Below are 11,530 nucleotides of genomic sequence, written 5' to 3' on the forward strand. Positions count from 1 at the left end.
GCCCGCGGCCGTCACCTCGCCACTGGCCTCAGCAGCAGCCTGTGCGGGCGCAGCGTGATGCCCACCCGGGTCGTGTCGTTCGAACCGGCCACCTGCTCGAAGCGGTACTTCGTCGCCACCGCCGCCGTGATCAGCGTCAGTTGAGCCATCGAGAAGTGGTCGCTTGGGCACTTGCGGTTGCCCACGCTGAACGGGCTCATGGCGTACTTCGGTACGTCCTTGACCCGCTCGGGCAGCCAGCGGTCGGGGTCGAACTCCAGGTTGTCCGCGTAGGAACGCGCGTCACGCTGGATGGCGTACGGGCTGTACACGATGTCCGCACCGGCTGGAATGCGGTACCCGCCGAGTTCGGTTTCGGTCACCGACCGCCGCGTCAATATCCATACGGCGGGGCGCAAACGCATGGCCTCGACGACGACATTGTTGGTGTGCGTGAGCTTGCGGACGTCCTCGAATCCGACGGGCCGGCCACCGGTCACGGATTCGACCTCCGCCCGTACCCTGTCGGCGTGTTCGGGATGTTCGGCGAGGACCTGGAGCAGCCACATGATCGTGGAAGCGACGGTTTCGCTGCCGGGCGTGAGTATCGCGACGACCTGGTCGTGGATCTCCTGTTCCCCGATGGGGTCGCCATTCTCGTCCTTCGCTTCCAGCAATGCCGTCAGCAAATCGTCCGGCTTTTGACCGGATGCCCGGCGCTCGGCCACGATCTCGTCGACCAGGAGATGCAAATCGGCCAGCGCGCGGTTGAATTCGCGGTTGGCCGGAAGCGGCAGCCGGTAGAGCGGTCCGAGCGGAACCACCATCCTGCGGTACATACCGCGGAAGACGGTGGCGAGCGCGACGCACAGCCGCTCGGCCCGCTCGTCCATGAAGTCGCCGCGCAGCAGACAGCGGGCGGCGATCCGCACGGCGACCCGGAAGGACTCGGAGGTGCAGTCGACGGTGTCGCCGGGCTGCCAGCGCTCGGTCAGCGCGTGCGCCTCCTCCTCCATGATCGACCCGTACGCGGGGATCGCGTCGAGCCGGAAGGCCGGCTGGATGGTGCGCCGCTGGCGCCGGTGTGTCGGGCCGTTCGCGGTGGCCACGCCCTCCTTGCCGAGCAGACCTTCCAGTGACTCCCACAGGGGGCCGTCGATCTTGTAGTCGGGGCTGAGCGCCAGCGCGCCGGTGAGCGCGGGGGCGGTGACGGCGTAGACCGTCTTGGGGCCCAGTTTGAGGCGTACGACGTCGCCGTGGTCGCGTAGTCGCGACATGAACGCCAGCGGGTCGCGGGCCAGCTTCCAGCCGTGGCCGAGGAGCGGGAGTCCGCCTCCGGCCAGGGGCGGCTCGGTCCGCTCCGGCACCTGGAGTCCCGCGGGTTTCACAGACTCGACGGTCATTTCTCACCTGCCGCTTCGTTGTTGACGTACGGGGGCGTGGACCGGTCGTCCCAGCTGTCGACCATGTACCGGCCGGACTCGTGGTGGAACCAGTAGACGGAACTGAACCAGTTCCGCATGTTTCCGAGGCAGGCGCGTACGGCGGCACTCAGTTCTTTTCCCCGCACCGTGCCGTCGGCGAGTCCGTCGGCGAACCGTAAGGCTTCCCGCTCGACGGTGAGGAATTCAGATATGCATTCCTCGACGCGCCCCCGCAGATCCTCGATCGCCTCTTCAAGGGTCATCCCCTCATGAGCGACCAGACTGATCCCGAGATTGTGCACCTCTTCTCCCGCGATTTCCTTCGGGAGGGAACAGAGGTCGTTGTACCAGGCGGCGAATTCCTGACTGAGCAGCGCCGCCCGCCGATATGCGGGGTTTTTCCGCACGAAGTCCGGAAGTTCGCATCCCGCGCTCGGCTCCAGCAGGTCCGTCCATATCCAGTGGGCGAAGGTCAGGCGCCGCAGAGCGAGATATTCCTCGACCGTCGGGATGATTCCCTGGGTGCGGTTGCGGAATTCACGGTCGTACGCCTCGATCACCTCGTGGAAGTGCCGGGCGAACCGCGCGTTCCAAGTGCCGGGCAGGAACGAGTACAACCGCCGCACACTGTCCGCGAAACCCGCGATCAGGGGGTCCCCGTGATGCAGATGGTGCTCGGGGGAGTCCAGGGCCGCATGCAACCGGAACCTCAGCCGCCGCCAGGCCGCCGTCCGGCTGTGGACGATGTCACGGTCGTGGCGGTCGTCCCAGACGAAGAACCACGCGCTGTAGTCGGCTATGGCCTGTAGTACCTCGTCGGGGGCGCCAATGTAGTACCCCGCCATGAGGTCCGTGTAGCACAGTCCGTCGGCATATTCCGCCACCTTGTCCGCGGGCATGAGCCGTTTTTCCAGCAACCAGGTGCGCGTCTCCTCCTGAAGCTTTGGCCAATACTTATGGAGTTGCCGGGGAAACGCGACCTCGATCACCGCGAGAGACAGCGAGGGCGGGACTGCGAACGCTGTCGATGTGGTGCCGTACGTGGTGCTGTATGGGAAAGCAGGCACGAACTACCCCTCTCAGCCGCCGTTGAGCGCGACACCCCTCCCGTCGTGCCGGGCGTGCGCCGTTGCGTATCCCCGCACTTCCTATTCAGCACCACGACTGACCGTTCTGGGAATGGATTTGCTTCATTCACTACCCCAACGTGCCGAGAATCCCCCCTAGCGTGACTGGTTACGGATCACTGCAGGTGTGTACGGGATCGGACGTACGAGGGACAGACGAACGACGCCTGGTCAGGAAGAACCTGACCAGGCGTCGCGGCGGTCGTCGTGTGGGCTCAGTCGTTGGCCACCACGGGGTAGCGGGGTTCGCTCTCGGCCATCTGCCGCAGCGCGTCCTTGCGGTCCCGCTTGGAGAGCCGGTCGATGTAGAGGTAGCCGTAGAGGTGGTCGGTCTCGTGCTGCAAACACCGGGCGAAGTAGCCCGTACCACGCACCCTGACGGGGTTGCCCTGCTCGTCCTGCCCGGTCACCTCGGCGTAGTCGGGGCGGGCGAGCGGCATGTACGCGGTCGGCACCGACAGGCAGCCTTCGTTGCTGTCGTCCAGCCGGCGCTGGTCCGCGGGCAGTTCGACGACCTTCGGGTTGCAGACGACGCCGACGTGGCGGACGCCCTCGTCGTCGGGACAGTCGTAGACGAAGACCTTCAGGTCGACGCCGATCTGGTTCGCGGCGAGGCCCACGCCCTCGGCGGTGCGCTGGCTGGCGAACATGTCGGCGACCAGCTGCTGGAGCTCCTCGCCGAAGTCGGTGACGTCCTTGCACTCCTTGTGCAGCACCGGGTTGCCGACGACCGTGATCGGCCGCGAGGTGCCGCGCTCGTGCCAGGCGGCCTCGCGCTGCTCCGCCTCCCCGGTGTCGATGACGAAGCCCTCGTCGTCCACGGGGAGCACGCCCGCGTGCTGCTGATCGGTGTCCTGCTGCGCCATGACCGACGTACGCCTTCCTGCAAGCCTGAGATTTCTGCGGGTACAGCCTAAGGGCTGTCCCGTAATCCCCGGCGGGCGCACGACGACAGCTACGGCACCTCGCCGTGTTGTCGGATCGCCCGCATACGCCCAGTATGCGGACGACCCTCCGCCTTGCGATGCACCGCATCTGACGCCGCGCGCTGATCCACCAGGGATTACGGGACAGCCCTTAGGGCCTGTCGTCGGGGGCGCCCGGCGCGAGCACGGCTCAGCAGACCTCTTCGAGGTCCCGCCAGTCCCGCGAGTCCGGGCTGTCCGCGACCCAGCCGTCCAGCAGCCCCCGCACCAGCGAGGCCGGCGCCGCCACCCCGCACTCCCGCTCGGGCATCCAGAGCTGCCCGTCGGTGCGGTGGCCGAGCGGGCCGGGGTGACCCGGCTCGCTGTGGTCGTGCGGATCGAGGTGCACGCCGTCGCCCTCGTCCGACGGCATGCGCGACTCCGAGCACATCCGGCACAGCAGCCGAACGGATGAGGACCAGTCCTCGGCGGCGAAACCCGCGTCGGCGGCGAGCCGCTCCAGCGCGTCCCGGTCGGCCTCGGTGGCGGCCTCCAGCAGGACCACCCAGGTGGGCACGGGCGACGGCGCCCACAGCTCGATCTCGTCGAACACCGGATAGGAGTGCCCGGCCGACGTGGTCCGCTCCCCGTGGGGCACGCCGTCGTGCAGGACGACCTCGCCCCAGCGTCGCCCCGAGGACGGCAGCGGGATGGACAGCACCTCGATCCGGGCCGGGTCCAGCCGGCGTCCCCACACGACCTCGGCCTCGCCCTCGGGCGACAGCCGCACGGCCGCGCTGCCCAGGTCCATGCCGACCGGTTCCCCGGCCGTCGTGGCCCCGCCGGGCACGTGCAGCCCGTAGGCCTGCCAGGCCCGGCGGGCCAGCGGCCAGTCCTGGAGGGCGGTGGCGGCGATGCCGACGTTCCACCAGTCGGGGGCCCCGTTCTCCCGGTCGAGCAGGGCGACGGCCCTGAGTCCGGCCGTGCGGGCCTGCTCCCAGTCGTGCCGGAACTTGTGCAGCAGCGCGAGGTTGAACCAGGACTCGGCCAGCCAGGGTTCCAGATCGGCGGCCCTCGTCAGCAGCGCGCCCGCGTCCTCGTACCGGCCGTCGCCGATCAGCGTGAACGCCCGATCGGTGGCCTGCCGCCAGGAGGCGGAGGGCCGGTGCCGTCCCTTTCCGAAGATCCTCACGATTCCCGCCTGCCAGTTCCAGTTCCGTGGAGTGGGCTGGCTTGTGCCCCCGGACACCCTCTCCCTCGCATCCAACCACGTAGGGCTGGAGAGGCGCTCATTACCCATGGGTTACCCCACCGAGGGCAAGGTCAGACAGCCGCGGGACAGGACCCGTGCCAGCGCCTCCACCACCTCGGGGGCGTACTCCCCGGCCGTCCCGAGCCGCAGTTCCTCCAGTGCGGTGAGGGGGCCGCCGGGCCCGGCGTCGCGCGCCTTCTCCTCGAACGCGTTCACGGCCCGCACGATCCGGGCGGCCATCGGCTGCTCCCGGTAGGGATCGGCCTGCCGCTCCACCACCACCGCGACGGCCCCGTCCACCCCCGTCTGCCGTACGACGGCCCCGCCGAGCAGCGCGATCCGCCGCTGCTGCGCGGCGGGCAGCACGGCGGTGGCCCCGGCCGGCACGGGGTCCACGAGGCTCAGCTGCCCGATGTCGTGCATGAGGGCCGCGTACTCCAGTACGTTCAGTTCGGCCTCCGACAGTCCCAGGTCGCGCCCGACGGCCCGGCTGAGCCCGGCGACGCGCCGCGCGTGCCCGGCGGGCGTGCAGCCCGCTATCTCGGTGGCCCGGGCGAGCGAGGCGATGGTCTGCCGGTAGGTGGCCCGCACGGCCGTGTACCGGCGCAGCGACACCTGGGCGAGCAGCAGGGGCAGACAGAACACGGGCAGTGCCCACAGTCCCGCCACGGCGACCGCGAGCGCCATCACCGCCCCTGTCGCGCACACGGCCGACCCGATCCCGAGCAGGGACCGCAACTCGTCGCGCAGCAGCGGACCGAACGGCCATCCGGTCCGGGAGTGGGCCGCCGCGGCGGCCAGCACGGCGTCGCACAGCGCGGTGAGCGCGAGCAGCGCGACCAGCAGCAGCGCGTAGGCGTGCCCGCCCCAGCCACCGAACATCCCCCTGTTGTAGGGGGGTTGGAAGCACACGGCGGCGAATCCGACGGTGAGCACCCGGCGCGCCAACGGGTCGAGCACCGGCCCGTGCCCGCGCGCGATGTGCGGCACGCTGCCCAGCAGGGAGGCGGCGAGCACCACGGCGACGATCTGTGCGACGCCGTGGTGGGTGGGGTGGCCCCCGTTCTCGCCGAGCAGCGCGTACGAGAGCGCTCCGGCCGCGGCGAGGGGCGCGGCCTGCCGGTCCTCCGGCCCGTTCCACCGGGTCAGCTCACCGACGGCGACGAGGAGCCCGAAGGCGAGGGCGGCTCCGCGGTCGTCGATGCCGGTCCATAGGACGACCGCGAGGGAGCCGACGGCCAGACAGGCGGCGGAGGCCCGGATCAGGATGAGGCCGAGCCCCGCGCGCCGTTGACGGACCGGGGTCACCGGGGGGCTCCGGGTCCGCTGGGTACGGAGGGGGGCCGGGAAGCGGGGGGATGCGGGGAGAGGGAGGGGGACGGAGAGGGGGAGGGAGACGGGGAAGCAGCGGGGGCGGCCGGGGAAGTAGAGGGAGCCCCGGAAGCGGGCGGTGCGGGAGAGGCGGGAGCCTCGGAAGCGGGAGAGGCGGGAGAGGCGGGAGCCTCGGAAGCGGGAGAGGCGGGAGAGACGAGAGCACCGGAAGCGGGAGAGGCGGGAGAGACGAGAGCACCGGAAGCGGGAGAGGCGGGAGAGACGAGAGCACCGGAAGCGGGAGAGGCGGGAGCCGCGGAAGCGGGCGGGTTCGGCGCGAGGGGCCGGGTCTCCTCCGCGGTGACCGCCGGATGCCAGCCGCACCGGCCCAGCGCCCGCGCCAACGCCGTGACCATCAGCGGGTCGAACTGTGCACCCGCGCACCGCTCCAGCTCCTCCAGCGCCGTCGGCACCGGCCGGGCCTTGCGGTAGGACCGGGTGGACGTCATCGCGTCGAACGCGTCGGCGACCGCGACGACCCGCGCGAACTCCGGAATCTGGCTCCCGACCAGCCCGTACGGATATCCGCTCCCGTCCAGCCGCTCGTGATGGTGCAGGATCGCCGACCGGGCCTCCCCGAGAAAGCCGATGCCCCGCACGATCTCGTGCCCGTACTCGGGATGCAGCTCGATCACCCGCCGCTCCTCGGGGGTCAGCGGCCCGTCCTTGCGCAGCAGCCGGGTGGGAACGCCCAGCTTCCCCACGTCGTGCAGGATCCCGGCGAACCGGAGCACCTCCACCCGCTCGTCGTCCATGCCCAGCTCCCGCGCGATCATCATGGACGCCTGCCCGACCCGCTCGCTGTGCCCGCGGGTGTACCCGTCCTTGATGTCGACGGCCTGCACCAGCGCGCGGATCGTCGCCTGATGGGCGGCCCGTTCCCGGTGGTACTGCGCGAACACCCACCACGACACGCACATCGGCAGCAGCACGAGCAGCGCGGCGCCCGGCCCGTAAGGACTGCGCCACAGCACGGCCATCATCAGGCCGGCGAGCCCGTGCACGGCGGCCGGCGCCAGGGAGCGCGGGAACAGCCCGCGCCAGGCCCGCCGCACCGAGACGCGCTCGGCCAGCACGAGGATCCCGCCGTCGAGCGTGGTGAGCACCAGGCAGAAGACCAGGACGGCCGCGCCCGCGGGCACCAGCACGGAAGGGAAGTCGGCCCCGGCCACGGCCGCGCGCCCGCCGAGCGCCCCGTGCACCCGGGCCGCGGCCCACACGGCGAGCGTCAGCTGCGCGGCCCGCCAGACGCGTCGCAGCAGCACCGGGCGGTCGGCCCGGGAGAGCAGCGCCCCCGGCAGCGCGACCAGCGCCGCGGCCGGCGGGGGCAGCAGGAAGGCCGCGGTGAGCAGCACGGGGTGGAACGTCCCGGTGAAGCGCCGACGCAGGACGCGCTCGCCCCCCGCGTACAGGACCGCGAGCAGGACGAGGGCCCACCAGGGCGCGCGCACGGACGGCAGCGGGCGCAGACAGAACACGGCGCCGAGGGCGACACAGACGACATACGCACGTGCCCGCCCCGGTACCGCCGCCTCCATACGTCCGCCCCTCCCCCGGCCGTGACCGTGCCTGTCCAGGCTCCGGAGCCTAGGGCGGTCAGAGGAGGGCCCGCGGGCGGATGAGCCGCGGATTAGCACGTTCGGGTGACGGTGGGCCCGTTTCCGGGCGGGCCTCGCGCTGGATCAGGTCCGGTTCGGGTCCGGGCGAACCTCGCGCTGGATCAGGTCCGGTTCGGTCCGGGCGGACTTCGCGCGGGTTCCGGTCTCGCGAGGGTTGCGACCCTCGCGCCGGTTCAGGACTCCTGCGGGGTGACCGGGGAGGCGGTCACGTCGTGATCGGGCACGACCTGTCCGGAACGGATCAGATCCAGCCTGCCCATGACCTTGGCGCGCAGGTCGCTGGGCACGTCGTCATGCCCGCAGCACCGCTTGACCAGCTTCTTCACGGCCTGCTCAAGACCGTACTTCTCCAGGCACGGCGAGCATTCCTCGAAGTGGGTCTGGAACTTGTCGCGGTCGAGATCCGGCATCTCGCTGTCGAGGAACTCGTAGAGGTGGTCGAGTACCTCACTGCAGTCCGTCTCGTGCGGCTCTCCGCAGCTCATGAGCCCGAACCTTTCGCTTCGTTCGACTCTCCGGCACCGGCCGGGACCAGTCCGCGCTCACGGGCGTAGTCCTCGAGCATGCCGCGCAGTTGACGACGGCCCCGGTGCAGCCGGGACATCACCGTACCGATGGGTGTCCCCATGATGTCCGCGATCTCCTTGTACGCAAAGCCCTCTACGTCCGCGAGATAGACGGCGATGCGGAACTCCTCGGGGATCGCCTGCAGCGCCGCCTTCACGTCCGAGTCGGGCAGGTGGTCGAGCGCCTGCGACTCGGCGGAGCGCAGACCCGTCGACATGTGCGACTCGGCACGCGCGAGCTGCCAGTCCTCAATCTCCTCGGCCGCGCTGCGCTGAGGTTCGCGCTGCTTCTTGCGGTAGGAGTTGATGAACGTGTTGGTGAGGATGCGATACAGCCACGCCTTGAGGTTGGTGCCCTCACGGAACTGGTGGAAGGACGCGTACGCCTTGGCGTACGTCTCCTGCACCAGGTCCTCGGCGTCGGCCGGGTTGCGCGTCATGCGCAGGGCGGCCGAGTACATCTGGTCGAGGAATTCGAGCGCGTCACGCTCGAAGCGCGCGGTGCGCTCCGTGGCGGACTCCGCACTCATGCCCTGGCCCTCGGGCTGCTCCGCCTGGCCGTTGTCGGTCCCTGCGTCGGTCCCAGTGACCGGACCCACCTCCTCAAGTTCCTGGGCAGGACCGAAACCGATCCCACTCGTCTCGGAGGATAGACGACGACCCGTCTCCGCCGCCCCTCGAATGGGCGCGGTCTTGGCCACGTGCAGCACCGTCCAGTCCAGGTCAGCGCGGCTGCTGCGGCTCGGATCGGACTCTGCCGAACGCAGCCCGTCCACCCCGGGGTGGCGGGTGACCGGCGGGCAGATGGTCGAACCCATGCGGCGGACTTCCTCTCCTTCGACGTCGGCGCTGGTGCCCCAGCACTTGTGTCCGCCTCAACAGTGATCGGGCACACAACATTCCCGTTCTTTACCCGAGCGTCCCCGCCCAGGTCACGACGGCGTCGGTGACGATCCCCAGGACCTGTTCCGGCGTGATCTGCGCGCGTTTGGGGACGGCGAGGCCGTGGTCGCCTGACGGGACCTCGACCAGTTCGTAGGCGCCTTCGGGGAACTCCGCCGGCTTCCCGAACGGGTCGTTACCGCCCTGGACGACGAGGGTGGGCACCCTGGCGCCGAGCAGTTCGCCGGCGCGGGACTTCTCGGGGCGGCCCGGCGGGTGCAGCGGGAAGCTGAGCGCGAGCACGGCGGCGGCGCCCAGTTCCACGGCCGTTCGGCAGGCCACCCGGGCGCCCGCGCTGCGGCCGCCGGAGATCACCGGCAGCCCCGGCCCGGCCACCGAGGGCCAGATCCCGCGCCAGCCGACGTCCAGCGTCTTCGGCGCGGGGGCGACCTTCTTGCCGGCCACCCGCCAGGGCTGCTCGACGAGCACGACGGTCACCCCGTGCCCGGGGAGCACCGCCGCCAGCGCCTGGAGGTCGCGCGCCTCGATGCCGCCACCGGCGCCGTGGCTGACGGCGAGCAGCAGCCGGGGCTCGTCGGCGTGGTGCCAGGTGAGGCGGGCGTCCCCGGCGTCCGTCTCGACCAGTCGGCCGGTTCCGCCTGTGTTGTTCGTCACATTCATCATGTTCGTCAAGTCCGCCACGTTCGCCACGTTCGCCACGTCAGAAGAGTGTGCCCTCCACGGGCCCCTCCAGCTCCTTCAGCAACTCAGCGCCGTTGTTGCGGACGTTGCTGACGGCCGTGGACACCGGGTAGGCGCGCATCAGCCCGGCGGGCGGGGGTGACAGCAGCGTGCGCAGGTCCTCGACGTCGGTGCGGGCCGGGTCGAGCCAGGCGTCCCAGCGGTCCGGCGTCAGCATCAGCGGCATCCGGGGGTGGATGTCGGCCAGGGTGTACGGGCCTTCGGCGGGGGTCACGGCCAGCGGGGTGGTCTCGGCCTCGGTGGTGATCACCGAGCAGGTGACCCACCAGGCAAGGGGGTGCTCGTCGGGCAGCGTCCGGTCCCGCCAGAACTCGTACAGCCCGGCCATCGCGAAGACCGAGCCGTCGGCCGGGAGCACGAAGTACGGCTGCTTGCGCGGCCGCTTCTTCTTCCCCTCGACCTCCAGGTCCCGCTCCTGCGTGCCGGTGACCCACTCGTAGTAGCCGTCGGCGGGCAGGATGCAGCGCCGGGCGGCGAAGGCACGGCGGTACGACGGCTTCTGGTGGACGGTCTCCGCGCGCGCGTTGATCATCCGGGCGCCGCCCTCGGGCGACTTGGCCCAGGACGGCACGAGGCCCCACTTGAGCCGGCGCAGCTGGCGAACCGGACGCGGGTCGTCGGCGTCTCTCACGGGACGGTCCAGAACCGCGTAGACCTCTTTGGTCGGGGCCACGTTGTAGTCGGGCGCCAGAGCCTCCTCCGGCTCCCACTTCTCGACCTCGAAGACTCCTGCGAGATCCTCGGGCCTACGACTCGATGCATACCGTCCGCACATACGTGCCACACTGCCAGACTCGGTACGACCAGAGGGAGTCTCCACCTACATGGACAGCATCGCCGCGATCGCGCTGCCCGACCTCTGGGACCGGGTCTTCGGCACCCAGCCCTACCCCGATCTGTGGGTGGTGCTCGCCACCATGGTCGCGGCGCTCGCCATAGTCCTGCCGCACACTCTGTGGCGCGTCTCGCGCAACGCGATCACCATCGCGCACGAGGGCGGCCACGGCCTGGTGGCACTGGTGACCGGCCGCACCCTCACCGGTATCCGGCTGCACTCCGACACCAGCGGTCTCACCGTGAGCCGGGGCAAGCCGTACGGCCTGGGCATGATCCTCACCGCGGCCGCGGGCTACACCGCTCCCCCACTGCTCGGCCTGGGCGGCGCCGCGCTGCTCGGCGCCGGTCGCATCACCCTGCTGCTGTGGCTGGCCACAGCCCTGCTGCTCGTGATGCTGGTGATGATCCGCAACGCCTATGGCGCGCTGACCGTGGTGCTCACCGGCGGTACGTTCCTGCTGGTGTCCTGGCTGGCCGGGCCGCAGGTGCAGGCGGCGTTCGCGTACGCGGTGGTGTGGTTCCTGCTGCTGGGCGGGGTGCGCCCGGCCTTCGAACTCCAGGCCAAGCGCTCGCGCGGGGGTGCCGGGGACTCGGACGCGGACCAGTTGTCGCGGCTGACGCACGTACCGGCGGGGCTGTGGCTTTTCCTGTTCCACGCGGTGTCCCTGTGCTCGCTGATCGGCGGGGGCAGGTGGCTGCTGGAGGTGTGAGCGTGGCCGGGTGCGGCAGGCGCGCAGACCTGGCCGCGCATATATGCACGGCAATTCCCCTGCCACGTTTTCGCTCCGCTTTCGCCGCTTTTGATC

At 70.7% G+C, this 11,530-nt stretch carries 10 protein-coding genes and 1 pseudogene; 1 reads left to right on the forward strand and 10 read right to left on the reverse strand.

Annotation, left to right across the window (positions count from 1 at the left end):
• Positions 1-11: 11 nt before the first annotated feature.
• The 10 genes and pseudogenes from ACFV0T_RS30520 to ACFV0T_RS30565 form a co-directional block, all read right to left on the reverse strand.
• The gene (locus tag ACFV0T_RS30520) at positions 12-1,382 is read right to left on the reverse strand and encodes a cytochrome P450 (RefSeq protein ID WP_385786019.1); all 1,371 of its coding nucleotides are present in this window, start codon (positions 1,380-1,382) and stop codon (positions 12-14) included.
• Positions 1,379-2,470: an epi-isozizaene synthase gene (gene cyc1, locus ACFV0T_RS30525; protein WP_385786022.1), complete on the reverse strand. Its 1,092-nt coding sequence runs from the start codon at positions 2,468-2,470 to the stop codon at positions 1,379-1,381. Before cyc1 ends, ACFV0T_RS30520 begins: the two co-directional genes overlap by 4 nt.
• Positions 2,471-2,745: 275 nt before the next feature.
• The gene (gene def, locus ACFV0T_RS30530; protein WP_385786025.1) at positions 2,746-3,396 is read right to left on the reverse strand and encodes a peptide deformylase; all 651 of its coding nucleotides are present in this window, start codon (positions 3,394-3,396) and stop codon (positions 2,746-2,748) included.
• Between the two features lie 250 nt (positions 3,397-3,646).
• Positions 3,647-4,627, reverse strand: a complete 981-nt coding sequence (locus ACFV0T_RS30535) for a tetratricopeptide repeat protein (RefSeq protein ID WP_385786028.1) — start codon at positions 4,625-4,627, stop codon at positions 3,647-3,649.
• Between the two features lie 111 nt (positions 4,628-4,738).
• A complete protein-coding gene (locus ACFV0T_RS30540) occupies positions 4,739-5,995 on the reverse strand; it encodes an HD-GYP domain-containing protein (protein ID WP_385786031.1) in 1,257 nt (418 codons plus the stop codon).
• 323 nt (positions 5,996-6,318) lie between these two features.
• Positions 6,319-7,596: pseudogene (locus ACFV0T_RS30545) on the reverse strand (HD-GYP domain-containing protein); the annotation flags it as partial.
• Positions 7,597-7,850: 254 nt separating this feature from the next.
• Positions 7,851-8,162, reverse strand: a complete 312-nt coding sequence (gene rsrA / locus ACFV0T_RS30550) for a mycothiol system anti-sigma-R factor (RefSeq protein ID WP_385786034.1) — start codon at positions 8,160-8,162, stop codon at positions 7,851-7,853.
• Positions 8,159-8,842, reverse strand: coding sequence for an RNA polymerase sigma factor SigR (gene sigR, locus ACFV0T_RS30555; RefSeq protein WP_385786037.1), 684 nt, complete (start codon positions 8,840-8,842; stop codon positions 8,159-8,161). The genes rsrA and sigR overlap by 4 nt, the downstream gene beginning before the upstream one ends.
• Before the next feature lie 310 nt (positions 8,843-9,152).
• Positions 9,153-9,806: an alpha/beta family hydrolase gene (locus ACFV0T_RS30560; RefSeq protein ID WP_385786177.1), complete on the reverse strand. Its 654-nt coding sequence runs from the start codon at positions 9,804-9,806 to the stop codon at positions 9,153-9,155.
• Positions 9,807-9,846: 40 nt separating this feature from the next.
• Positions 9,847-10,662, reverse strand: a complete 816-nt coding sequence (locus ACFV0T_RS30565; protein ID WP_385786039.1) for an SOS response-associated peptidase — start codon at positions 10,660-10,662, stop codon at positions 9,847-9,849.
• 49 nt (positions 10,663-10,711) lie between these two features.
• On the opposite strand from ACFV0T_RS30565, the gene ACFV0T_RS30570 reads away from it, so the two are divergent.
• Positions 10,712-11,434, forward strand: a complete 723-nt coding sequence (locus ACFV0T_RS30570; protein ID WP_385786041.1) for a M50 family metallopeptidase — start codon at positions 10,712-10,714, stop codon at positions 11,432-11,434.
• The last annotated feature ends 96 nt before the right edge of the window (positions 11,435-11,530 follow it).

Source organism: Streptomyces sp. NPDC059582 (assembly GCF_042735715.1).
Classification (GTDB): Bacteria; Actinomycetota; Actinomycetes; order Streptomycetales; family Streptomycetaceae; genus Streptomyces.

Excerpts from the sequence above, each read along its gene's own strand:
- ACFV0T_RS30570 (WP_385786041.1), top strand. The coding sequence starts at position 10,712 with ATGGACAGCATCGCCGCGATCGCGCTGCCCGACCTCTGGGACCGGGTC.
- rsrA (WP_385786034.1), bottom strand. The coding sequence starts at position 8,162 with ATGAGCTGCGGAGAGCCGCACGAGACGGACTGCAGTGAGGTACTCGAC.
- ACFV0T_RS30560 (WP_385786177.1), bottom strand. The coding sequence starts at position 9,806 with ATGAATGTGACGAACAACACAGGCGGAACCGGCCGACTGGTCGAGACG.
- def (WP_385786025.1), bottom strand. The coding sequence starts at position 3,396 with ATGGCGCAGCAGGACACCGATCAGCAGCACGCGGGCGTGCTCCCCGTG.
- ACFV0T_RS30565 (WP_385786039.1), bottom strand. The coding sequence starts at position 10,662 with ATGTGCGGACGGTATGCATCGAGTCGTAGGCCCGAGGATCTCGCAGGA.
- ACFV0T_RS30520 (WP_385786019.1), bottom strand. The coding sequence starts at position 1,382 with ATGACCGTCGAGTCTGTGAAACCCGCGGGACTCCAGGTGCCGGAGCGG.